The organism is Streptomyces sp. NPDC047061 (genome assembly GCF_040643955.1).
Taxonomy (GTDB): Bacteria; Actinomycetota; Actinomycetes; order Streptomycetales; family Streptomycetaceae; genus Streptomyces.
Genome location: NZ_JBEYVI010000009.1, coordinates 30,134 through 53,133 on the forward strand (window position 1 = coordinate 30,134; position 23,000 = coordinate 53,133).

Annotated in this window: 19 protein-coding genes, 1 tRNA gene and 1 pseudogene; 4 read left to right on the forward strand and 17 right to left on the reverse strand. The window is 69.9% G+C overall.

The window, feature by feature from the left end:
- Positions 1–54: 54 nt before the first annotated feature.
- From ABZ887_RS15855 to ABZ887_RS15890, 8 genes and pseudogenes are all read right to left on the reverse strand, one after another.
- Positions 55–849 carry an oxidoreductase gene (locus tag ABZ887_RS15855; protein WP_361288759.1) on the reverse strand — a complete coding sequence of 265 codons (795 nt, stop codon included), beginning with the start codon at positions 847–849 and terminating at the stop codon, positions 55–57.
- Positions 850–932: 83 nt separating this feature from the next.
- A complete protein-coding gene (locus ABZ887_RS15860; protein ID WP_361288762.1) occupies positions 933–1,508 on the reverse strand; it encodes a TetR/AcrR family transcriptional regulator in 576 nt (191 codons plus the stop codon).
- Between the two features lie 177 nt (positions 1,509–1,685).
- Positions 1,686–2,518: pseudogene (locus ABZ887_RS15865) on the reverse strand (alpha/beta hydrolase).
- Between the two features lie 123 nt (positions 2,519–2,641).
- Positions 2,642–3,721: an MBL fold metallo-hydrolase gene (locus ABZ887_RS15870; protein WP_361288765.1), complete on the reverse strand. Its 1,080-nt coding sequence runs from the start codon at positions 3,719–3,721 to the stop codon at positions 2,642–2,644.
- Positions 3,722–4,077: 356 nt separating this feature from the next.
- Positions 4,078–4,150: transfer RNA gene (locus ABZ887_RS15875), tRNA-His, on the reverse strand.
- A gap of 125 nt (positions 4,151–4,275) precedes the next feature.
- Positions 4,276–4,878 (reverse strand): oligoribonuclease, encoded by a 603-nt coding sequence (orn, locus tag ABZ887_RS15880; RefSeq protein ID WP_089105167.1) that lies wholly within the window; start codon positions 4,876–4,878, stop codon positions 4,276–4,278.
- A 539-nt stretch (positions 4,879–5,417) separates the two neighbouring features.
- Positions 5,418–6,590, reverse strand: coding sequence for a helix-turn-helix domain-containing protein (locus tag ABZ887_RS15885; protein ID WP_361288768.1), 1,173 nt, complete (start codon positions 6,588–6,590; stop codon positions 5,418–5,420).
- A 377-nt stretch (positions 6,591–6,967) separates the two neighbouring features.
- On the reverse strand, positions 6,968–7,309 hold the full coding sequence (locus tag ABZ887_RS15890; protein ID WP_361288771.1) for a hypothetical protein: 342 nt from the start codon (positions 7,307–7,309) through the stop codon (positions 6,968–6,970).
- Between the two features lie 361 nt (positions 7,310–7,670).
- On the opposite strand from ABZ887_RS15890, the gene ABZ887_RS15895 reads away from it, so the two are divergent.
- Positions 7,671–8,198 carry a universal stress protein gene (locus ABZ887_RS15895; protein WP_089105170.1) on the forward strand — a complete coding sequence of 176 codons (528 nt, stop codon included), beginning with the start codon at positions 7,671–7,673 and terminating at the stop codon, positions 8,196–8,198.
- 154 nt (positions 8,199–8,352) lie between these two features.
- Positions 8,353–8,919, forward strand: a complete 567-nt coding sequence (locus tag ABZ887_RS15900; RefSeq protein ID WP_361288774.1) for a GPR1/FUN34/YaaH family transporter — start codon at positions 8,353–8,355, stop codon at positions 8,917–8,919.
- A 241-nt stretch (positions 8,920–9,160) separates the two neighbouring features.
- Here ABZ887_RS15900 and glmS read toward each other — a convergent pair whose 3' ends face one another.
- Together glmS and ABZ887_RS15910 are read right to left on the reverse strand one after the other, a co-directional pair.
- Positions 9,161–10,978, reverse strand: coding sequence for a glutamine--fructose-6-phosphate transaminase (isomerizing) (glmS, locus tag ABZ887_RS15905; protein ID WP_361288777.1), 1,818 nt, complete (start codon positions 10,976–10,978; stop codon positions 9,161–9,163).
- A gap of 30 nt (positions 10,979–11,008) precedes the next feature.
- Positions 11,009–11,266 (reverse strand): hypothetical protein, encoded by a 258-nt coding sequence (locus ABZ887_RS15910; RefSeq protein WP_361288780.1) that lies wholly within the window; start codon positions 11,264–11,266, stop codon positions 11,009–11,011.
- A 165-nt stretch (positions 11,267–11,431) separates the two neighbouring features.
- Here ABZ887_RS15910 and ABZ887_RS15915 point away from each other — a divergent pair, with 165 nt between their 5' ends.
- Positions 11,432–12,997 carry a metallophosphoesterase family protein gene (locus tag ABZ887_RS15915; RefSeq protein ID WP_361288783.1) on the forward strand — a complete coding sequence of 522 codons (1,566 nt, stop codon included), beginning with the start codon at positions 11,432–11,434 and terminating at the stop codon, positions 12,995–12,997.
- Positions 12,998–13,051: 54 nt separating this feature from the next.
- Here the strand turns inward: ABZ887_RS15915 and ABZ887_RS15920 are convergent, their stop codons facing one another.
- Positions 13,052–13,912 (reverse strand): DUF4429 domain-containing protein, encoded by an 861-nt coding sequence (locus tag ABZ887_RS15920; protein WP_361288786.1) that lies wholly within the window; start codon positions 13,910–13,912, stop codon positions 13,052–13,054.
- A 158-nt stretch (positions 13,913–14,070) separates the two neighbouring features.
- Here ABZ887_RS15920 and ABZ887_RS15925 point away from each other — a divergent pair, with 158 nt between their 5' ends.
- Positions 14,071–15,642 (forward strand): beta-N-acetylhexosaminidase, encoded by a 1,572-nt coding sequence (locus tag ABZ887_RS15925; RefSeq protein WP_361288789.1) that lies wholly within the window; start codon positions 14,071–14,073, stop codon positions 15,640–15,642.
- Between the two features lie 62 nt (positions 15,643–15,704).
- Here ABZ887_RS15925 and ABZ887_RS15930 read toward each other — a convergent pair whose 3' ends face one another.
- The 6 genes from ABZ887_RS15930 to ABZ887_RS15955 all read right to left on the reverse strand — a co-directional run bounded on the left by ABZ887_RS15930 (position 15,705) and on the right by ABZ887_RS15955 (position 22,893).
- On the reverse strand, positions 15,705–17,474 hold the full coding sequence (locus tag ABZ887_RS15930) for an IucA/IucC family siderophore biosynthesis protein (protein ID WP_361288792.1): 1,770 nt from the start codon (positions 17,472–17,474) through the stop codon (positions 15,705–15,707).
- Positions 17,471–18,016 carry a GNAT family N-acetyltransferase gene (locus ABZ887_RS15935; RefSeq protein WP_361288795.1) on the reverse strand — a complete coding sequence of 182 codons (546 nt, stop codon included), beginning with the start codon at positions 18,014–18,016 and terminating at the stop codon, positions 17,471–17,473. The genes ABZ887_RS15930 and ABZ887_RS15935 overlap by 4 nt, the downstream gene beginning before the upstream one ends.
- Positions 18,013–19,305, reverse strand: a complete 1,293-nt coding sequence (locus ABZ887_RS15940) for a lysine N(6)-hydroxylase/L-ornithine N(5)-oxygenase family protein (RefSeq protein WP_361288798.1) — start codon at positions 19,303–19,305, stop codon at positions 18,013–18,015. The genes ABZ887_RS15935 and ABZ887_RS15940 overlap by 4 nt, the downstream gene beginning before the upstream one ends.
- Positions 19,289–20,755, reverse strand: coding sequence for a lysine decarboxylase DesA (desA, locus tag ABZ887_RS15945; RefSeq protein ID WP_361288801.1), 1,467 nt, complete (start codon positions 20,753–20,755; stop codon positions 19,289–19,291). Before desA ends, ABZ887_RS15940 begins: the two co-directional genes overlap by 17 nt.
- Before the next feature lie 153 nt (positions 20,756–20,908).
- Positions 20,909–21,781 (reverse strand): siderophore-interacting protein, encoded by an 873-nt coding sequence (locus ABZ887_RS15950; RefSeq protein ID WP_361288804.1) that lies wholly within the window; start codon positions 21,779–21,781, stop codon positions 20,909–20,911.
- A gap of 65 nt (positions 21,782–21,846) precedes the next feature.
- Positions 21,847–22,893 carry an ABC transporter substrate-binding protein gene (locus ABZ887_RS15955; protein ID WP_361288807.1) on the reverse strand — a complete coding sequence of 349 codons (1,047 nt, stop codon included), beginning with the start codon at positions 22,891–22,893 and terminating at the stop codon, positions 21,847–21,849.
- Positions 22,894–23,000: the final 107 nt, after the last annotated feature.

Here is a 23,000-nt window from a genome sequence, read left to right on the forward strand (position 1 = left end):
TCTCTCCGCTCGGATTGAAGGTTGCAGTTTGAATGGCTCTTGGCCCGCCGGGGCTCAGAGCGTCTTGATCTGGCCGCCGTCGATGACGGTCTCCGTGCCGGTGATGTTCCCGGCGAGGGGGGAGGCGAGGAACAGGGTGAGGTCGGCGACCTCGTGCGCCTCGCTGACGCGTCCGGAGGTGATGCCCATGCTCTGCGGCACGACGACGTCCAGCGCTTCCTGCGCGGTGGTCCCGGCGGCCGCGGCGGTGGCGTCGGCGAAGCCGCCCGGCGCGGTCCAGAACGGTGTGCGGACCGGGCCCGGGGCGATGGCGTTGACCCGCACGCCCTGCGGTGCGAACTCCTCGGACAGGGACTTGTTGAGGTTGGTCAGCGCGGCCTTGGCCGCCGAGTAGTCGACCACCATGGGGAACGGCAGCCGGGCGTTGATCGAGCTGATGTTCACGATGGCCGCGTCACCGGCCGCGATCAGGTGGGGGAGGGCGGCGCGGCTGACACGCACGGCGCTGAAGAAGGTCAGGTCGAAGATCCGCTGCCAGTCGGCGTCGTCGACCTTGAGGAACGACTCGCGGGGTTCGGCGGCGCCGACGTTGTTGACCAGGATGTCCAGGCGCCCGTGACGCTCCACGGCCTGCTGGACCAGGGTCTCCGCCCCCGCCCTGGTGGACAGGTCGACCGGCACGATCGTGACGTCGTGTCCGGCTGCCAGGGCGTCCAGCTCGGGAGTGGAGGAGCGGCTGCCGGCCACGACCTTGACGCCCTCGCGGGCCAGCTTCTCGACCACGGCCAGGCCGATGCCCTTGCTGGCTCCGGTGACGACGGCGACCTTGTCCTTGAGGTGCAGTTCCATGACGGTTCCTTTCTGGATTGATCAATACACAATTTGGGTGCGGCGAACCGCGGGTGCGGATGCCGGGGTTTTCCGGGGGTGTCTCAGTCCAGTGCGCGCATCGCCGTGGACAGGGCGTCCTCCATGAACTCCCGCCCCACGCGCGCTCCGCCGACTATGCGGATCCCCTGGATGAACGTGGTCAGGAACCTGGCCAGTTCCCTCGGGCTCTTCTCGGGGGAGATCTCCCCTCGTGCCTGCGCCCGTTCCAGGGCGCCGGCGAGGGAGGACTCGACCTGCCGGATCGCGGTGTTGACGCGGTCCGCCGCCAGGGGCTGGTCACCGCACTGCGTGGCGGTGTTGACCACGAGGCAGCCGCGCGTGGGGTCGGCCAGGTCCGCCTCGATCAGGGAGGTGAGCACCCTGCGGATCGCGGACCGGATCCCGGGCGTCTCGTCGAGGGTCGTCTCCAGGTCCCGGCCCTGGAGCGAGAGGTAGCGGTCGAGGGAGTGGATGTAGAGCTGCTCCTTCGAGCCGAAGGCCGCGTAGAAGCTGCCGCTGCCTATCGACAGTTCCTTCAGCAGGTCCTGCAGGGAGGTCTCGGCATAGCCCTGGCGCCAGAACAGGTCCATGGCGCGGTCCACGGCCTGGTCGATGTCGAATTCCCTGATGCGTGCCATGGGGAGAGCGTAGCGTGTTTTGTGGAATAGTCAATCCACAATGGGGGGCCAGGCGCGCTCGCCGGTGTCCGCGCAGGTGAGGGCGTGTGTACTGGGAGCCGCGTGTGCCGGGAGCCTGCCGCGGAGGGCCCGCGCCGCAGCACGGTCCGGGTCCTCGGCGGCGGCCGGGCCGCGCGACTACTTGGCCAGGAACGCCAGCAGCGCGGCGTTGACCTCTTCGGCGTGCGTCCACAGCAGGCCGTGCGGGGCGCCCTCGATCTCGACGTACTCCGCCGAGGGCAGCAGCGCGTGGAAGGGCCGCCCGGTGGCGTCGATCGGCAGGATCCGGTCGGCCGTGCCGTGCAGGATCAGCGCCGGTACGTCGATCTTGGCGACTCGGCGCGGAAGTCGGTGACCCAGGTGGGCACGCAGGCCACCGACGCGTACGCCGACGCGCCCGCCGCCACGTTCCAGCTCGCCCGCACGGCCTCCTCGCTGATCCGGCTGCCGAGTGTCTCGTCGAGGTTGTAGAACGCCTCGTAGAAGCCGGTGAAGTAGGCGTAACGGTCCTTCGTGACCGCCTCCAGGATGCCGTCGAAGACCGACTGGTCGACGCCGCCCGGGTTGTCGTCGGTCTTCACCAGGAAGGGTTCGAGGGAGGCCAGGAAGGCGGCCTTGGCGACCCGCTGCGAGCCGTACGTCCCCAGGTAACGGCCGACTTCCCCGGTGCCCATGGAGAACCCGACGAGTACCACGTCGGTGAGGTCCAGCTCGGTCAGCACCGCGTCGAGATCGGCGGCGAAACCGTCGTAGTCGTAGCCCGTGGTCGGCTGCGACGACCGGCCGAAACCGCGCCGGTCGTAGGTGATCACCCGGTGGCCCGCGTCGAGCAGGGCCGGGAGCTGCTTCTCCCACGAGTGGCCGTCCAGCGGGTAGCCGTGGATCAGCACGACGGGCTGCCCGCTCCCGTGGTCCTCGTAGTACAGCTCGATGTCGGCGGAGTTCTCCTGGCCGACGGTGATGTACGGCATGTCGTCTTCCCTTCGTGGGCTGGGTGAACCAGAGGCGCGTTGCCCGGCCGAGGCCACGCCCGGCGCGGCTGACGTCGGGTCAGGAGGCGGCGCGGCCCGGTGGCCGTGTTCTTCGGCAGGGGTTCAGGGACGGACGCCGAACGGCCCGAGGACTCCCGCGTCGATCCGCAGGGACTCCAGGAGCGTCCACGCGTTGTCCCGGGTGAAGACGTCGGCGGCGGCGAGGACTCCGGTGTACTTCGCGGCCACCGGAGCGGCCGCGGTGTCCGCCACCGCGTCGAGGAAGGTCTTGAAGATCGCCCAGGAGTTCCCCTGCGCGCCGTACTTGGCGAAGAACGGGGCCGGGTCGACGGAGGCGATCGCGGACCGGGTGCCGGCATCCAGATCGTCCATGTACTGGATCTGCAGGGCACCGTCCGCGCGGACTCCGAGCCGTCCGAGATGGCCGCCGACGAACGTCTGCCACGGGTAGTCCATCGCGATGCTCTGGGCCTTGATCCAGTCGGGGATGTCCTGGGAGACCGCGAGGTTCTTGAACGGCACCCAGCCCGGGTACAGGACGTCGACCAGCATCAGGGTGGCGTACTCGGGCGCGTAGACGAAGATGTTGTCGGGGGAGTGGTTGGGGCCGTGGTACGCCAGGCGCAGGGTTTCTCCGCCGACCTTGAGCTGGTACTTGTCGTGGAACGTGACCGTCGGCAGCGGACGGTTGGGGTCGGCCGCGCGGGCCAGCAGGCCGGCCGTCGCGGCGTGCGCGATCCGCACGACGTCGGTTCCGAACAGACCGGCGGCGCCGATGTGGTCGGCGTGCGAGTGCGAGTAGACCAGGTGGGTCACCTTGCTCGGCCGGCCGTTGGCCCGGGTGACGTCGTCGATCGCGCGCAGCAGGTTGTGCCCGATGGTCGGCGGGGCGTCGACGAGGACGACGCCCCGCGACGTCGTCAGGAACATGGCCTGGTAGAAGGAGTCCGTGACCCAGTAGAGGTTTCCGGCGATCTGGCCCACGTGGTAACCGTCCGCGTTCGGTGTGGGCCCGACCGAGGCGGCCGGGATCGGCGCGTAGTCGGGCAGGCCGCCGTCGTCGGCGTGGGCGGGCTCGGCCAGTGCGCCGACGAGGCCGGCGGCGGCGGGGACGGCGAGGACGCCGGCGGCGCCCCTGAGGAATCCGCGGCGGCCGGTCGGAGGCTGGGGCTCGGGAGACATGGGAATCGGGTCGCCTTCCGGTTCGGGGAGCAGAGGTCTTCGTTCAGGACGGAGTTCGGCTGCGCCAGGGATCGGGGGTGCCGAGTGGCTGCCGACGGCCCCGGCGCTCCTGGCCGCGCGAACCCTGATCGCCGACCACGTCAGGACAGCACTGCGTGAGCGGCGTTCGCACCGGGGCTCCACCCCAGCGGGACGCACCCGCCGGCGGCGGGACCCCGGCGCCGGCCACGGCCGAGTGCGGCCACAACCCGCAGGATGCGGGCGGGAATTGAGGCACCCACGGGGTTCCGCCGGACCGGGAGAACGAAAAGGTCCCTGGCCCGCGTTTCCGCAGGCCAGGGACCTTTTCCCACAAGGGTGAGTGACGGGACTCGAACCCGCGGCATCCTGGACCACAACCAGGTGCTCTACCAGCTGAGCTACACCCACCACGACCGGTGGTGACTTTGTGGTCTCTCCGACCGGCCGAGAAAAAGTGTACAGGGTCCGAAGGGGTGCTCGCGCACGGCTTTCCCGGGGCCCCTCCGGAGACCTCCTGGACCTCTCCTCGGCGCCTATTCCGCAGGCAGGACGTGCTTGGCCGCGATCGTCCGTGCGGTGTCCGAGTCGGGGCCGGGCTGCGGTACGAAGATGGCCTCGCGGTAGTAGCGCAGTTCGGCGATCGACTCGCGGATGTCGGCGAGGGCGCGGTGGTTGCCGTTCTTCTCCGGGCTGTTGAAGTACGCCCGCGGGTACCAGCGCCGGGCCAGCTCCTTCACGCTGGACACGTCGACGATCCGGTAGTGCAGCCAGCCCTCCAGGGCCGCCATGTCCCTGGCCAGAAAGCCGCGGTCGGTGCCGACGGAGTTGCCGCACAGCGGGGCCTTGCCGGGTTCCTTCACGTGTTCCCGTACATAGGCCAGGACCTGCTCCTCGGCCTCGGCGAGCGTCGTGCCGCCGGCCAGCTCGTCGAGCAGGCCGGACGTGGTGTGCATCTGCCGCACCACCTCCGGCATCGTCTCCAGTGCCTTGGCCGGCGGACGGATGACGATGTCCACGCCCTCGCCGAGCACGTTCAGCTCGGAGTCGGTGACCAGTGCGGCCACCTCGATGAGCGCGTCGTCGGACAGCGAGAGGCCGGTCATCTCGCAGTCGATCCACACCATGCGATCGTTCATGCGACCACCCTAAAGCTGACGTCGGCGTTTGGGGGCCCCTGGTGCGACGCCGACGTCTCCGGGGGCTGCCGCCCCCGTACCCCCGCATCATCGGCCTACGGCCTCGTCCTCAAACGCCGGACGGGCTGAGTAGGTGGCTGAGCGTGGTTGTCCTCAAACGCCGGACGGGCTGAGTAGGTGGCTGAGCGTGGTTGTCCTCAGGCGCCGGACGGGCTGGGTGGGTGGTGGCTGGGCGTGGTTGTCCTCGGGCGCCGGGCGGGCTGGGTGGTGGCTGGGCGTGGTTGTTCTCGGGCGCCGGGCGGGCTGGAGGGCGGGTGATCGCCGTCGTCTTCGGGGGGTGTGGCCGCCGGTGTGGCGTTGTTCTCAGGCGCCGGGCGGGTTGAGAAGGGGTGCGCGCCGTTGTCTTCACAGGTGCGTCACGCTGTGGACGGCCTCGCGGTGTGCTTTTGGCCTCGCTCTTCTGTCCCACCGAGTCGGGTGGTGGGCGGGTGAGGGCCGGGGGCCGCCCACCCGAGGGTTCGGGTGGGCGGGCCGGTGGGTCAGCTGCCTGTGCGGGGGCCCGGGAGGCTGGCCGAGAGGCCTACCGAGGCTGTCCTGCGGGTCTGCATCGGCAGTACGCCCTCGGGGTACTGGACCGACAGCGGACCCGTCGGCGGCAGCGGTGCCGGTTCCGGGGTGTCGGAGCGGTCGGACTGCGGACGGCGTGCCCGGTACGCGGCCCGGTACGCCGCCGGGGACGAACCCAGCTGGCGGCGGAAGTGGCCGCGCAGGGCGACGGGGGAGCGGAAGCCGCAGCGGCCCGCCACCTCGTCCACCGAGTAGTCCGACGTCTCCAGGAGGCGCTGCGCCTGGAGGACCCGTTGCGTGATCAGCCACTGCAGCGGGGCCGACCCCGTGAGTGAACGGAAGCGGCGGTCGAAGGTGCGGCGCGACATGTAGGCGCGCGCCGCCAGCGTCTCCACGTCGAACTGCTCGTGGAGGTGCTCCAGCGCCCAGGCGACGACCTCGGCCAGCGGGTCGGCGCCGATCTCCTCTGGTAAAGATCGATCGAGGTAGCGCTCCTGACCGCCGGAGCGGCGCGGCGGGACCACCAGGCGGCGGGCGAGCGCGCCGGCCGCCTCGTTGCCGTGGTCCGTCCGCACGATGTGGAGACAGAGATCGATTCCGGCCGCCGTACCGGCCGACGTGAGGACGTCGCCGTCGTCCACGAAGAGCTCTCGTGGGTCGACGTGTACCGACGGGTAGCGCTTGGCCAGCGTCGGTGCGTACATCCAGTGGGTGGTGGCCGGGCGGCCGTCCAGCAGGCCTGCGGCGGCCAGCACGAACGCGCCCGTGCACAGCCCGACTATGCGGGCCCCCTCTTCGTGGGCGCGGCGCAGCGCGTCCAGTGCCTCTTCCGGTGGCGGCGCGGTGATCGAGCGCCAGGCCGGTACGACGACCGTGCCGGCGCGTGAGATCGCTTCCAGGCCATGCGGCGCGGTGAGTTCCAGGCCCCCTGTGGTCCGCAGCGGGCCTTCCTCGCCACCACACACCAGCAGTCGGTAGCGCGGTACGCCGGCGTCCTGGCGGTCTATCCCGAACACCGACAGCGGTATGGAACTCTCGAAGATGGGGCCGCCGCTGAACAGCAGCACCGCGACGATCTCCTTGCGGCGTCGCCCGGAGAGTTTCCGGGCCGCGGCTTCCGGCGCGGCAGTGGAGTCGTGGCTCATCCTGCTAAGCCCCCCTCGGTGGTCGCGGCTCCTCGGTTGTGTCGCTCCTGCACGTTTCCCCTCGGTCCTGCACGAGTCCCCCGCCGTAAGACGTCAAGATCGAATCTACTGGTTTCCGCGGTGTCGCGTTGACCAGTTCGACACGCCGTCGATTGTCGACATGACAACTTGGCGTGAAGCATTCGATCACGAAGGGTTGCACTCACGGGCCGTGCAGGGAAGTGCGCCTCGTGGCAGTGGCCAAACCGCGTAGGGTGCAGAGGGTCCCGCAGGCCCTTTCCGTGCAGGTGGAACGGGGGTTGGGGGGTAGTTGGTGCCCCCCCTGCGCAGGTCCGCCAAGTTGGCTGAAAAGAAGCGTTCGTGTGCGCGGAAACCGGTCAGTCGACCGGTGTAGTACCTCTGGTGTGACGTCCGCCTCCCCGGGCCGTCGTTCCGCGCTCCGAGCGGCGCAGCAGGAAGCGGCAGGCGGCGGTGACGGCGGCGAGGCCGAGGGCGGTGCCGGCCGCGCCGGCCGCCGAGGTGCCGTAGCAGAGGAGCACCGCGGGGACGAGGACACAGGAGAACACGGCCCAGCGGACCACGTCGCCGGCGGTGTCCGGAGCGGGGTGCGGGGCGCGGTGTGGGGTCGAGGGTGGGCGCGGGGCCGGGGGCGGGGACGGGTGTGGGGCCGGGGGTGGGACGGGGCGCGGATCGGGGGTGGTGGGGCGCGGTCCGGACATGGTCGTACTCCCTCGTCGTGCTCCCCCGTGCTCTCCCGTGCTCCCTCGTGACGTACTCGTACCGGGATCAACGCGCGTTCGGGCGGTCGGTCACCGTGCGTGGGGCCCTGGTCCTGTCCGAATCCTGTGCAAACCGCCTGTACGGGGCAGCAACCATTGCGTTACGGGCGCGCCTCGTGCATGCTCCCTGGAACCCCTAACCGACTCCGGGGAAGGTCCCCTACGGAGAGTGCGCGGGATCTGGGCTGAGGAGGCGTGCCGCCGTACCCTTGGGGGTATGGGGTTGGGAAGATGTTTCCCGGACACAGCTCCGCCGCACACTGTCGTCCCTCCCACAAAGGATCACAACGCCGAGACAGCCATGGCCGGTCACGAATTCTTCGATCCAGCGGACCGCAAGCGGCCGGTCGCCGACCCCACGGCGGCCGATGCGCTGGCGGCGGAAGAGTCACGCCCTTCCTGCGATCCCGCCTTCAAGCACGGGGTGGTCGTCGGCTTCGACGGCTCCACCTCCAGTGAGCGCGCTCTCGCCTATGCGATCGGGATGGCACACCGCTCCCGCGCAGGGTTGATCATCGTCCACGTCGCCAACCGACTGCCGACCACCGTGTGGGCCGGCTGCGAGCCACCCGTCTTCGTCGACGTGCCGGATCACCGGACAGAGGTGCTCGGGCTCGAGCTCGCCTGTGCCGAGTATCTGGCCGAGGTGCCCTGGATCCTCGTCGAGCGCGGCGGTGACATCTGCCACGAACTCGAAGAGGTGGGGCGGGAGTACGAGGCCGACGCGATCGTCGTGGGGTCGACCCACGGGATCGTCGGGCGGATCTTCGGCTCCGTCGCCGGGCGGCTCGCCAAGCGGGCCAAGCGCCCTGTCGTTGTCATTCCGTAACTCCCCGTTCTCCCAGGTGAGATGTGCCGTGGGAACGGTCCGGCTCCCTTCGTGCAGTGCCTGAAATTCCTGGCGTGCAGAGGTGTTTGTGCCCTTGTGAAGGGCATATATCGGTCACCGCGCACAACTGCACAAAGCATGAAGGGAGCCCGCCGTGGACAACGACGTCTCTGCGGGAAGCGGAACCACTACCGTGGCCGGCCGACTCGCCCTGGGGATCACCCTGTTGGCGTTCGGCCTCGGCACCACCGGTGTCATCGACGACGTGACCACGTCCGACGCCGTGTCAATCGCCCACTACGTGGGCGGAGTCGCCCTCTTCCTGGTCGGCCTGCTGGCCTTCCGTGACCGTGACACCGCGAACGGCACGGGCTATGTGGCCCTCGGCGCCCTCTGGTTCACCTGGGCCGTCGGGGCCGGTGGCCAGGGTTCGGCCAACGGGGCCGGGCTCTTCCTGCTCCTCTTCGCCCTCGTGGCCCTGTCGTTGACCCTCGCGGGCGGCGACCAGCTCGGACAGGCCATGCACGGGCTGCTGTTCCTGGCGATGCTCGTGCTCGCCGTCGCGCAGTTCGCCGACAGCTCGTCACTGACCAAGGTCGGCGGCTGGGTTGCGGTGGCGGCGGGGGCGGTGGCCTGGTACGCCGCGACGGCCGCGCTGGCGCACTGGCCGACGGTGCTTCCGGGACGGGCTGCCGGTCGGGGGGTGACGGCCCACGGCTGATATGGCAGCCGACGCCGGGGAGTCGGGCGTCCCCGGCGACAAATAGAGCGGACCCCCCGTGGCTTGGTGGCACACGTGGGGGTCCGTTCGGTTTCGTCGGCCCGTGCGGGTGCGTTGTGGTTGCTTGCGCAGTTCCCCGCGCCCCTTACGGGGCGCACTGCGGCGCCCCTTTCTTTTAGGGGCGCGGGGAACTGCGCGACCAGCCCCCACCGGCCCGCACCGGCCCCACAACCGAACCGCGCTACTCCACCGTCACCGACTTCGCCAGGTTCCTCGGCTTGTCGATGTCGCGGCCCAACGCCTTCGCCGTGTGGTAGGCGAGGAGTTGGAGGGGGATGCCCATCAGGATCGGGTCCAGTTCGTCCTCGTTCTTCGGGACGACGATCGTGCGGTCCGCCTTCTCCTGGTGCTGGTGGGCCACCGCCAGGATCTTGCCGCTGCGGGCCTTGATCTCCTCCAGGGCCGCGCGGTTCTTCTCCAGGAGGTCGTCGTCGGGGACGATCGCCACCGTGGGGAGGGCCGGCTCGATCAACGCCAGCGGCCCGTGCTTGAGTTCGGACGCCGGGTAGGCCTCCGCGTGGATGTAGGAGACCTCCTTGAGCTTCAGGGAGGCCTCGCGGGCCACCGGGTAGCCCCGCACGCGGCCGATGAAGAGCATCGAGCGGGCCTCGGCGTACTCCGCGGCCATCTTCTCGATCTCCGCCTCCTGGGCGAGGATCTCCGAGATCTGGGCCGGCAGCTTGCGCAGGCCGTCGATGATCCGCTTGCCGTCGCGGACCGAGAGGTCGCGGATGCGGCCCAGGTGCAGGGCGAGCAGCGCGAACGCGACCGTCGTGTTCGTGAAGCACTTCGTCGAGACCACGCAGACCTCCGGGCCCGCGTGCACGTACGTCCCGCCGTCCGCCTCCCGCGCGATCGCCGAGCCCACCACGTTCACCACGCCCAGCACCCGCGCGCCCTTGCGCTTCAGCTCCTGGACGGCGGCGAGGACGTCGTACGTCTCACCGGACTGGGAGACGGCGATGTAGAGGGTGTCCGGGTCGACCACCGGGTTGCGATAGCGAAACTCCGACGCGGGCTCGGCGTCGGCCGGGATGCGGGCCAGCTCCTCGATCAGCTGGGCGCCGATCATGCCCGCGTGGTACGAGGTGCCGCAGCCGAGGATCTTCACCCGGCGCACGGCACGCGCGTCCCGGGCGTCCAGGTTGAGGCCGCCGAGGTGCACGGTGGAGAAGCGGTCGTCGATCCGGCCGCGCAGCACGCGGTCGACCGCGTCGGGCTGCTCGAAGATCTCCTTGTGCATGTAGGTGTCGTGGCCGCCCATGTCGTACGACTCGGCCTCCCACTCCACGGTGGTCGGCTCGGCCGTCGTGCGGGTGCCCTCGGTGGTGTAGGTGCGGAAGTCGTCGGCCTTGAGGGTGGCCATCTCGCCGTCGTCGAGGGTCACTATCTGGCGGGTGTGGGTGACCAGGGCCGCGATGTCCGAGGCGACGAACATCTCCTTGTCGCCGATGCCGAGGACCACCGGGGAGCCGTTGCGGGCGACGACGATCCGCTCGGGGAAGTCGGCGTGCATGACCGCGATGCCGTAGGTGCCCTCGATCACGCGCAGTGCGTGACGGACCTTCTCCTCCAGGGTCTCCGCCTGGGAGCGGGCGATCAGGTGGGTGAGGACCTCGGTGTCGGTCTCGGAGAGGAAGACCACACCGTCCGCCTCCAGCTTGCGGCGCAGCTCGGAGGCGTTGTCGATGATGCCGTTGTGGACGACGGCGACCTTCTGGTCCGCCGACATGTGCGGGTGGGCGTTCACGTCGGAGGGGGCGCCGTGGGTGGCCCAGCGGGTGTGGGCGATGCCGGTGGTGCCCTTGAAGCGCGCCGGTACCTTGGCCTCCAGGTCCCGGACCCGGCCCTTGGCCTTCACCATCTTCAGGCCGGGCGTCTTCGGGGCCGAGACGACGATGCCCGCCGAGTCGTAACCGCGGTATTCCAGCCGCTGCAGACCTTCGAGGAGGAGGGGGGCGACGTCGCGCCTACCGATGTATCCGACAATTCCGCACATATATAGGTGTTCCGTATTCCTGGGTCGTAGTCAGCCGTAGACCAGGCGGCGCAGCTGCCGGAGGGTGAGCTCCGGCGGGGCGACCGCCCTGTACTTCAGATCCGCCTCGATCCGTTCGAAGATCTCCGCGTTCACCAGGCCTTCCGCCTGGAGTTCGCGGTGGCGGCGCCGGACGTAGTCCCCGGCCGTCTCGTCGAAGTAGGCGAGCACGTCCTGGATCACCCGCAGCGCCTCGCCCCGGCTGAGGGGCGTGGACCGCGTCAGGTGATCAACAAGTTCATCGTGCACCCGGTAGATCCTCGGGTACCGGCGCCGGTTTCGCAAGAATCCTGCCCGATTCCGGGCAGCGGACTGTTGAATCTCTTATGGGGTGCTGTTCGCAGCCTGTCCATCCTGTGTCTTGCGCCACGTCGCTTGTGGAGACGATTTTCAGACGCCATGGACATTCCTCGTATGGGCGTACCCGATGAGCTCGCCGACCGCATGAGCATGGCCGAGCAGCACGAGTACCTCCGCGCCAAATTCTCCCGGCGCTCGATGATCAGAGGCGGTGCCGTGACCCTCGGCGCCGTCACGGGCGGCTCGCTGGTCATGGGCGGCACCGCCCAGGCCGCCGTCCCCACCCAGTCCTCCGCCCCCGCCACCCAGTACGTCGACGGCGCCTTCGTCGCCCCGTTCGGCCGCCACCTGGCCTTCGGCAACGACGCCGGCACGGAGATGACGATCTCCTGGCAGGTCCCGGTCGCGGTGAAGAAGCCCTTCGTCCGCATCGGCACCCACGCCTCCCACCTCTCGGTCAAGATCGACGCCGAGATCCGCACCCTGTACACCCCGGCCGGCATCGGCGCCAGCGGCGACCACACCCAGTACTACGTGCACGCCAAGCTGGCCAACCTCAAGCCCGGCCGCACCTACTTCTACGGCGTCGGCCACGACGGCTTCGACCCGGCCTCGCCGAAGTTCGCCGGCACCATCGGCACCTTCACCACCGCCCCCCGCAACAAGGAGCCGTTCACCTTCACGGCCTTCGGCGACCAGGGCGTCAGCTACCACGGCCTGGCCAACGACAGCCTGATCCTCGGCCAGAACCCCAGCTTCCACCTGCACGCCGGCGACATCGCCTACGCCGACCCGGCCGGCGCCGGCAAGACGGCCGACACCGGCTTCGACTCCCGCGTGTGGGACCAGTTCCTGTACCAGACCGAGTCGGTCGCCAAGTCGGTGCCGTGGATGGTGTCGTACGGCAACCACGACATGGAGGCCTGGTACTCGCCCAACGGCTACGGCGGCGAGGAGGCCCGCTTCACCCTGCCCGACAACGGGCCGGACAAGAAGAACCTGCCGGGTGTCTACTCCTTCGTGCACGGCAACACGGCGATCATCTCGCTCGACCCGAACGACGTCTCCTTCGAGATCCCGGCCAACCTCGGCATCTCGGGCGGCACCCAGACCAAGTGGTTCGAGGCGCAGCTGAAGAAGTTCCGCGCCTCGAAGGACATCGACTTCATCGTCGTGTTCTTCCACCACTGCGCCTACTGCACCTCCACGGCGCACGCCTCGGAGGGGGGCGTGCGACAGGAGTGGGTGCCGCTGTTCGAGAAGTACACGGTGGACCTGGTCATCAACGGCCACAACCACCAGTACGAGCGCACCGACGTCATCAAGGGCAACACCGTCGTCAAGAAGCTCCCGATCGGCGAGACGGCCTACTCCGAGACCGAGGGTGTCGTCTACGTCACCGCGGGCGCGGCCGGCCGCAGCCTCTACGCGTTCACCGCCCCGGACTCCTACGAGGGCCACCTGAACGAGGTCGACTCCGTCGCCTCCTTCATCAACACCAAGGACGGCAAGGTCAACGAGACCGTCGCCTGGTCCCGGGTGCGCTACCTCAACTACTCCTTCCTGCGCGTGGACGTCGAGCCCGCCCCGCGCGGCCAGTACGCCAAGCTGAAGGTGTCGGGCATCGCCGAGACCGGCGACCGCATCGACCACTTCACGGTGGCCCGCAAGGCCAAGTAAGGCCGTACGCCCCGAAGACAGGGCGAACGGCGGCAAGGCACCCGCAGGCGGTCCTCACATGCGTTTGAGGACCGCCTGTTTGGCCATCGTGAACTCCTCGGCCGTGAGCACCCCCTCGCGGTGCAGCTCACCCAGCTCGCGCAGCCTGCGCAGCAGCGCGTCGTGATCGGCCTCGGCCGCCTCCGGCACCGGTGCCACCTCCGGTACCCCGTCCGCCGACGGATGCGGCAGCCGCGCCTGGACCGCCGCCGCGACCAGCGCCATCAGCGGATCCCGCTTGAACCCCCACAACTCCACCGCGTGCGGGTCGTACTTGGCCCGCTCCCGGACCGGCGCGCCGGCCACCCGGAACCGCAGATGGCCGTTCTCAAGACCTGCGGACGGCTGCCACTCCACGCCGAGGATGTCCGCCAGGGCCAGCGTGCGCGGCCCCGCGGCGGCCTTGACGTCCTCCGTCTTCCAGTTCCACTCCAGGCGCACCCGCTCGCCGTCGAACGACGCCGTGCCGTCCCCCGCGGAGACCGACAGCGGCAGCGGCGGCCCCGGCAGCAGGTACTCCTTCACCGGCGTGCCAGGCACCTGTTCGAGGAGCAGCGCGTCGCGCACCTCGTCCGTGAAGTACTCGGCGACCCCGTACCGGTCCGACTCGACGGTCAGCCGATAGGGGTCGTGCGGTTCGGCCAGGCGGCCCCCGGTGGCGTGCAGCAGCGGATCGGCGCCGTCCCGCAGCCGCAGCCTCAGCCGCCCCTGCTTGCGGCCCTGCTCGAACGAGATCCCCGCCAACGCGCCCAGCGGCACGACCAGTTCACCCAGCGCCCGGCGCAGCACACCGACGTTCCGGTCCCGCCCGGGAGTCAGCCGCAGGGCGTCTCCGTCGAAGACCCAGATGCCGTCCTTCTGGATGATTTCCGCCATGCGGGGATTGTTCCACCGGAAGTGCGGGAGAGTGGTCTCGACCAATCCAGGTTCGGTCTCACCCCCCGCTGAAGGGAGCGCATGTGCGAACGCACCTCAGAACGACTCCCCGAACTGTCCGAACTCCCCGAACCCTCCGGGTTTCCCGAACTCCCCGCATGGCCCGCGTCCTCGGGGCCCTGCTGCTCGTCGCGGCGGCCGGTGCCTTCACGGTCGGCGCCGCGCCTACGACGCCCGCACCTGCGCCGGTCTCGCTCGGCCGTATCGTCCCGGCGCCCGCCTCGGTCACGCCCGGCGGAGCGCCGTACCGCATCACCCGGGACACCGTCATCCGCGTCGACGGCTCCGGGGCGGCCCGCCGGGTCGCCGAGTACCTCGCGGACCTGCTGCGCCCGTCGACCGGCTACCGGCTGCCCCTGACCACCCACGGCACCGCCGGCATCCGGCTGCGCCTGGCCCCCGGCCCGTTCGGCGCCGAGGGCTACCGGCTCGACAGTGGCCGCGACGGCGTCACCCTCACCGCCGCCGAACCCGCCGGCCTCTTCCACGGCGTCCAGACCCTGCGCCAGCTGCTCCCCGCGGCCGTCGAGAAGGACACCGTGCAGCCCGGCCCCTGGCTGGTCGCGGGCGGCACGATCACCGACCGCCCGCGCTACGCCTACCGCGGCGCGATGCTCGACGTCTCCCGGCACTTCTTCACCGTGGCCCAGGTCAAGCGGTACATCGACCAGCTGGCCCTCTACAAGATCAACGAGCTGCATCTGCACCTCAGCGACGACCAGGGCTGGCGCATCGCCGTCGACTCCTGGCCGCGGCTGGCGAGCTACGGCGGCTCGACCCAGGTGGGCGGCGGCCCGGGCGGCCACTACACCAAGGCCCAGTACGAGGAGATCGTCCGGTACGCGGCCGCCCGTTACCTGGAGGTCGTCCCCGAGATCGACATGCCCGGCCACACCAACGCCGCCCTCGCCTCCTACGCCGACCTCAACTGCGACGGCACCGCGCCGCCGCTGTACACGGGCACGGAGGTCGGCTTCAGCTCGCTGTGCGCCGGCAAGCAGGTGACGTACGACTTCGCCGCGGACGTCATCCGCGAACTGGCCGCCCTCACCCCCGGCCGCTACCTCCACATCGGCGGCGACGAGGCGCACTCCACCAGCCACGCGGACTACGTCATGTTCATGGACCGGGTGCAGCCGATCGTCGCGAAGTACGGCAAGACGGTGATCGGCTGGCACCAGCTGACCGGCGCCCACCCGGCGCCCGGGGCGATCGCCCAGTACTGGGGGCTCGACGACACGAGCGCCGACGAGAAGGCCCAGGTGGCCGCGGCCGCCCGGAACGGCACCGGGCTGATCCTCTCGCCCGCCGACCGGGCGTACCTGGACATGAAGTACACCGAGGACACCCCGCTGGGCCAGGACTGGGCGGGCCTGGTGGAGGTGCGGCGGTCGTACGACTGGGACCCGGGCGACTACCTCGCCGGCGCCCCGGGTTCGGCGATCAGGGGCGTCGAGGCGCCGCTGTGGACCGAGACGATCGTGACCGGCGCCGACATCGACTACATGGCCTTCCCGCGGCTGCCCGGTGTGGCCGAGCTCGGCTGGTCCCCGGCCGCCGCCCACTCCTGGGACGCCTACAGGGTGCGGCTCGCCGTCCAGGCCCCGCGCTGGGACGCCCTCGGCATCCCCTACTACCGCTCGCCGCAGGTGCCCTGGCCCGCGCACTAGGGTGAGGTGAAACGACCGACGGCTCCCCCGAGGACCGTACTCGGGGGAGCCGCCGGCCCGGATCAGAACCCCGCGACGGGATTTTTCAGGGTTCCGACCAGCTGGAGGGCGCCCGACGGGTCCGCCAGGTCCACCATCTGCCGGTTGTCGCGCAGCTGGAGCCGGTTGAGGCAGGACAGTGCGAACTCGGGCGCGAACATGTCGTACCGCGCGAACTTGTCGGCGAGTTCGGGCGCCGACTCCTGGTACTCACGGGTGACCTCGGCGACCGTCCGCCAGAAGTCGTCCTCCGACAGGACCCCCTCGGTCGCGAGGTTCGCGGCGAGGAAGCGGAAGAAGCAGTCGAAGACGTCCGTGAAGACGGAGAGGAGTTTCATGTCCTCCGGGACGTCGACGCGCAGCCGTTCCACCGTCGGCGGCAGCACCGCGTCCGGGTCCATGACCGCGATCTCCTCGGCGATGTCCTTGTAGACCGCCCGCCGTACGACCCCGTCCGCCAGGACCAGGATGACGTTCTCGCCGTGCGGCATGAACACCAGGTCGTAGGCGTAGAAGCTGTGCAGGAGGGGCGTGAAGTAGGCCCGGAGGTAGGCGCGCAGCCACTCCCGCGCCGGCAGTCCGCTGCGCTCGACCAGCGCGGCCGCGAAGGAGGCGCCCTCGTGGTCCACGTGGAGGAGGGAGGCCATGGTCGCCAGGGACTCGCCCTCCCGGAGGGACGGCACCGGGCTCTCCCGCCACAGTGCCGCCAGCATCTTCCGGTACGGCGAGTAGCGGTCGGTCGCCTTCTCGTACTCCAGGTGCCGGTAGCCGACGGCCGCCCGCTCGCGGATGATCGACAGGCCGGTGGACTTGAGCACCGGGTCGTTGTCGATGAGCTGGGCCAGCCAGTCGTTGATGGCCGGGGTGGCTTCCATGTAGGCGGCGGAAAGCCCGCGCATGAAGCCCATGTTGAGGACCGAGAGCGCGGTCTTCACGTAGTGCTTCTCGGGGCTGGAGCTGTTGAAGAAGGTCCGGATGGACTGCTGGGCCAGGTACTCGTCGTCGCCCTCGCCCAGGCACACCAGATACCCGCGGGCGACCTCGGCGGCGAAGGTGACGGTGAGCTTGTTCCACCACTGCCAGGGGTGGACCGGGATGAGGAGGTAGTCGGCGGGGTCCAGGCCCCGGTCGCGCAGGACACCGTCGAAGCGCTCGACGGTCGCCGTGCCCAACTCGTCCCGTACGAAGGTCTCGTACTCGATCCCCACCCCCGCCGTGAACGCGGCCCGCGACCGGTGCGCCGCCAGCCACACCAGCCGGACCGGGCTCGCGGTCTCGGGGGCGTACGACAGGTACTCGTGGACGCCGAAGCCCAGCCTCCCGTTGTTGGCGACGAAGCAGGGGTGGCCCTCGGTCATCCCGGTCTCGATCGCCTGGAAGTCGGATCGAACTAGCTCGGCGACGGGTACCTGGGGCTTGGTGAGCTTGTAGCAGGTGCCGGAGAGGGTGGAGGAGATCTCCTCCAGGTAGACCGGCAGCACCTCGTCGCCGAGCCCCAGGGCCTCCTTCAGCTCGATGAAGAAGTCGAGGGCGGCGAGGGGGAGTTCGGCGCCGTCCCGGGTGCGCGTGATCGAGTCGGCGTCCACCTGCCAGTGGTCGAGGGCGCGGCGGACGGCGGTGAAGCGGTAGCGGGTGAGGCCGTCGTCGCTGCGGACGACGTACGACGGACCGTCCGCCTCCGGGGTGATCAGGCGCTCGTGGGCGAACTCGGCGAGGGCCTTGCGTATGAGCAGGCGGTTTGCCTTCTCCCAGCGCTCGGGGGAGAGGTGGGCCACGGAGTCGGCGAGGGTCATACGGCGGCCACCGCCTGCTCGAACCGCTCCCGGGTGCAGTAGCTCAGCAACGCCTTCTTCTCCGGCTTCTGGATCTCCCGTACGGGCACGAACCCGACGGCCTCGTTCAGTGCGTGCACGGCCGTGTTGCCGACGTCCGGCTCGACGACGATCCGGCGGGCCGCCGGGTCCTCGAAGAGACGGGCCACCACGGCCGTGATGACGGCCTTCGTGAAGCCGTGCACGGGTGTGTCCGTGGCGGGGGTGAGGAAGTGCATCCCGACGTCGCCGGGCTCGGGCTCGTACAGCCCGACCAGCTCGCGGTGGGCCGGGTCGTAGTACTCCATGAGGAAGGCGGGCCCGCCGTCCTCGCCGAGGCCGAGGAGCGCATGGTGGTGCGCGTCGGCGGCGATCTCCATGTACGCCCGCTCGACGTCCTCCAGGCGGGCGTCCTGCATCATCCAGTAGGCCGCCTTGGGGTGGGTGACCCAGGAGTGGAGGAGTTCGGCGTCCTGCAGCGGGTCCAGCGGGCGGAAGGTGAACGCCGTCGTCATCGTGCTCATACGGCGAACTCCTGGAAGGCGATCGTCTTCTCCACCGGGTAGTACTCGGAGCCGAGCAGCTCGCGGATGATGTACGCGTTCCGGTACGGGCCCATGCCCAGGTCGGGGCTGGTGATGCTGTGGGCGTGGACGCCGGCGTTCTGCAGGAAGACGCCCCGGCCGGTGACGTCGACCGCGTAGTTGCGGGCGATGTCGAAGTTGCCGTGCGTGTCGTAGCGCAGCCGGTCGCGGACGGGCGCCAGGAACTCGGGCTCGGCGTACTTGTAGCCGGTGGCCAGGACCAGGCCCTGGGTCTCGAGCTCGTACTCCTTGCCCTGCTCCTCCTGACGGAGGGAGAGGGTGTACGTGCCGTTGTCGTAGGCGGCCGCGTTCAGGGCGGAGTTGGTCAGCAGCCTGGTCGGCACCGGGCCGCCGAGGTTCTTCTGGTAGAGCAGGTCGAAGATCTCGTTGATCAGGTCGCCGTCGATGCCCTTGAAGAGGCCCTTCTGTTCGGCGGTGAGCCGGTAGCGGGTCGCCTCGGGCAGGGCGTGGTAGTAGTCGATGTACTCGGGGCTGGTCATCTCCAGCGTGAGCTTGGTGTATTCGAGCGGGAAGAAGCGGGGGGAGCGGGTCACCCAGTTCAGGCGGTAGCCGTGGACGTCGATCTCGCCGAGCAGGTCGAGGTAGATCTCGGCGGCGGACTGGCCGCTGCCGACCAGCGTGATCGACTCCTTGGACTGGAGTTCCTGCTTGTGCCGCAGGTAGCGCGAGTTGTGGATGAAGTCGCCGCCCAGCCCCTGGCAGGCTTCGGGGATGTGGGGCGGGGTGCCGGTGCCGAGGACCAGGCGGCGGGCGCGGTACGTCTCGCGCGTCCCGCCGACGGCCGCCGTGACGACGTAGACCTCGTCCGTGTCGTCGTACCGGACCTCCGTCACCGTCGTGTTGAAGCGGACGTTGGTCAGCCGGTGCGCGGCCCAGCGGCAGTAGTCGTCGTACTCGACCCGGAGGGGATAGAAGTTCTCGCGGATGTAGAACGAGTACAGCCGGCCCTTCTCCTTCAGGTAGTTGAGGAAGGAGTACGGCGAGGTGGGGTCGGCGAGGGTGACCAGGTCCGACATGAACGGGGTCTGGAGATGGGCGCCGTCCAGGAACATCCCGGCGTGCCACTCGAAGTCGGGCTTCGAGTCCAGGAAGACGCCGTCCAGTTCGGCGATCGGCTCGGTCAGGCAGGCGAGGCCGAGGTTGAAGGGCCCGAGCCCGATCCCCACGAAGTCATAGGTCTTGGTCGGGTTGTCAGGACGCGCGGTCAAGGGACTCTCCCAGGTACTGCTCGGCGTGGCCGGCGATCAGGTCGAGGACGGCGGCGATGTCGGCCGCCGTGGTCTCGGGGTTGAGCAGGGTGAACTTGAGGTAGTGGCGGCTGCCGACCTTGGTGCCCGCGACCACGGCGTCGCCGGAGGCGAACAGGGCCTTGCGGGCGTACAGGTTGGCGCGGTCGATCTCGGCCGGGTCGGTGACAGCCGCCGGGATGTAGCGGAAGACGAGGGTGGACAGGGACGGCTCGACGACGACGTCGTAGCGCGGGTCGGCCGCGAGGAGCTTCCAGCCCTCCGCGGCAAGCTCGCAGACCTCGTCGAAGAGTTCGCCGATGCCGTCGGCGCCCATGGTGCGCAGGGTCAGCCACAGCTTGAGGGCGTCGAAGCGGCGGGTGGTCTGGAGGGACTTGTCGACCTGGTTGGGGATGCGTTCGGTGACCATGCGGCGGGGGTTGAGGTAGTCCGCGTGATATGTGACATGGCACAGGGTCGCGCCGTCCCGGACCAGCAGCGCCGACGAACTCACCGGCTGGAAGAAGGACTTGTGGTAGTCCACGGTGACCGAGTCGGCGCGCTCGATGCCGGCGAGCCGGTCCCGGTGCTTCAGGGAGGCGAGCAGCCCGCAGCCGTAGGCCGCGTCGACGTGCATCCACACGCCGTACTGCTCGCACAGCTCGGCGATCTCCGGCAGCGGGTCGATGGAGCCGAAGTCGGTGGTGCCGGCGGTGGCGACGACCGCCATGGGCACGAGACCGTCCGTCTTGCAGCGCTCCAGCTCGCGGGCGAGGGCGACGGTCTGCATCCGCTTGTCGGCGCCGACGGGGACGGGGACCACCGCGTCCGGGCCGAGACCGAGCAGTTTCGCCGACTTCTTCACGCTGAAGTGGCTGACCTCGGAGGCGAAGATCCGCAGGTCGGCGAGGCTGGCCGGTCCTTCCCACCCGCCCGGCCCTGGCTTCGCCTCCTCCCTGGCCAGCAGCAGCGCCTGGAGGTTGGACTGGGAGCCGCCCGAGGTGAACACGCCGTCGGCCGCGGCGCCGAAGCCGATCCGCTCGGCCGTCCAGTCGACCAGTTTCCGCTCGATGAGGGTGCCGCCGGCCGACTGGTCCCAGGTGTCCAGGGAGGAGTTGACGGCGGAGAGCACCGCCTCGCCGAGCACCGCCGGGATGACCACCGGGCAGTTGAGGTGGGCGAGGTAGCGGGGGTGGTGGAAGTAGACGGCGTCCCGGAGGTAGACGTCCTCCAGCTCGTCCAGGGCCGCGGTGGTGTCGTGCAGCGGCCGGTCGAGGTCGATGCCGTCGATGAGGGGCGAGAGGGCGTCGACGGTGACGCCGGTGAACGGACGGTCGGTGGTGGCGAGTTTGGCCGCCACCCGCTCTACTCCTTCGGTCACGGAGCGGCGGTACTGCTCCGCGGTGAGGTCATTGAGCAGGTGCGAGCGCATGAGGGGGGCCTCCGGGACGTTCCGTGCGGGGGAGGGGAGCGATCGGCTCCACTTAGGTTAGCCTAACCTAAGTAACGCGAGTGAAACGCTGCCCCTCCCGTGACAGCCGTCACGTCGACGGCCGTAACCAGCGGTAGTAACCAGCGGCCGTAACTACTCGCCGGACTCCCGGAGCTGCTCCTCCGTCAGGCCCTGCCGCCAGTACCCGACGAAGGTGACCCGGCGCCGGTCGATCCCGCGCTCGCCGACGAGGTGCCGGCGCAGCTCCTTCACCCGCCCCGACTCCCCGGCGATCCAGGCGTACGGGTGCGTGTGGGAGGGGAGTTGTGCGGCGCGGATCTCCGCCGTGGCGTCGCGGCCGCCCACCAACCAGGTGATCTCCGCGTCCGCCTCGGTGGCCACGTCCTGGACGTCCCCGGCGCACGGCACCTCCAGCCAGGCGCGGACGCGGGTGCCGGCGGGCAGCGATTCGAGGACGGCGGTAGCGGCGGGTACGGCCGTCTCGTCGCCCCAGATCACCACGAGGTCGGTGTCCTCGGGCGGCCGGAACCGGATCGCCCGGTTGTCGGCGACCGCGGGTCCGAGCAGGACCACCCGGTCCCCGGCGGCGGCCCGCGACGCCCAGCGGGAGGCGGGCCCGGCCGGGACGGCCGCCCCCGGCTCGACCCCGTGCAGCACGAAGTCGATGTCGATCTCGTCGGGGTCCCGGCGCAGCGCCCGCAGCGTGTACGACCGCATCACGGCCCGTACGTCGTCCGGGAGTTCACGCCAGCCCTGCCACCATCCTCCCCCACTCTCGGCTTCGCTCGAGCGGGGGGACCCCCATCCCAGCTCGACGGGCACGGCCGGCTCGGTGTGCCCCTCGGCCGGGATGAACAGGGAGAGCGACTGGTCGCGCCCGTGGGAGTGGAAGTGCGCCAGGTCGGCGCCGGCGAAGGTGACCCGGACCAGAGACGGACCGAGCCGCCTCGTCCGTACGACCTGGAGGGAGAAGAAACGGAACGGGGCGGCTACGGCCGTCGTCATATGTGCTCCTGAGATTCAGGAAGTTGTATGGATGTGCGGTGTCCTGCGGGTCGGTCGACCGCGGGTCAGCTGACCTTCTTCGCGGTCTCGATCGCCTTGGCGAGGTTCTCCACCATCGCGACGCACTTGTCGTAGGAGAAGATCGGCTCGGGGGAGCGGGCGATGACCTGGCCGGCCTTGACCGCGGGGAGCTTCTTCCAGGTGGCCTGGGTGATGTCGGCGGGCTGGATGGTCGCCGTACGGTCGTCCATCATGATGATGTCGGCCTTGTACTTGTCGACGTTCTCCCAGCTCAGCGACTCGTACCAGCCGCCGCTCGCCTTGAGCACGGACGCCGACGGCTCGACGAAGTTCACGCCGAGGGCCTTGAAGTACTCCAGGTCCACGGAGAGGTTGGAGCCGGAGACGTAGAACAGGTCCTGGGCGGCGGAACCGGCCATCACCGTGATGTCGGGGTGCGCCTTGGCGGCGGCGCGCAGCCGGGACGACGCGTCCTCGAACCGCTTCTTCGCGTCGGTCACCTTGCTCGCCGTCATGTCCGCGCCGAGCGACTCCGCAAGGGCCCAGACCCGCTGGAGCGGGACGGTGAGCTGACGGTCGTAGGCCGAGATGCCGACGCTCGGGGCGAGCTTGGCGATCTTGTCCTTGGACTCGTCCGGGACGTACCAGAGGGTGCCGGCGGCGTCGAACAGGGTGGTGATGAGCACGTCGGGGGCGAGCGCCGCGTACTTCTCGACGTTGAACTGGCCCCACTCGTTGCCTAGGACGGTCAGCTTGCTGATGTCCATGTCGCCGGCCTGGACGTCGGCCTTGCCGGCCTTGGTCCTGGTCGGGCCGAAGACGCCCTTGACGCTGACGCCGTAGTCGTACAGCGCGGCGGCGACCCCGACGAACGCGACGATGTTCGCCGGGACCTTGTCCAGCTTCACCGTGGTGCCGCGGTCGTCCTTGAACGTCCAGGGACCGGACTTGGCGGCCGTCGTCTCCTTGTCGGAGGAGCCGCTTTTCGCGTCGTCGTCACCGCAGGCCGCGAGCGCGGCGCCGAGACCGAGGGCGCCGCCGGCGGCGAGGATGCCACGGCGGGTGAGGTGGGCTGCTCTGACGTTGGACATAGGTGTGGCTGCTTTCGGACGTGCGGAAACACCGCCGGACGGGATGGAGATTAGGTTAGCCTAACCTCAGATCTTGTCCAGGTCCGGGCCCTGCGGCTTACGCCCGG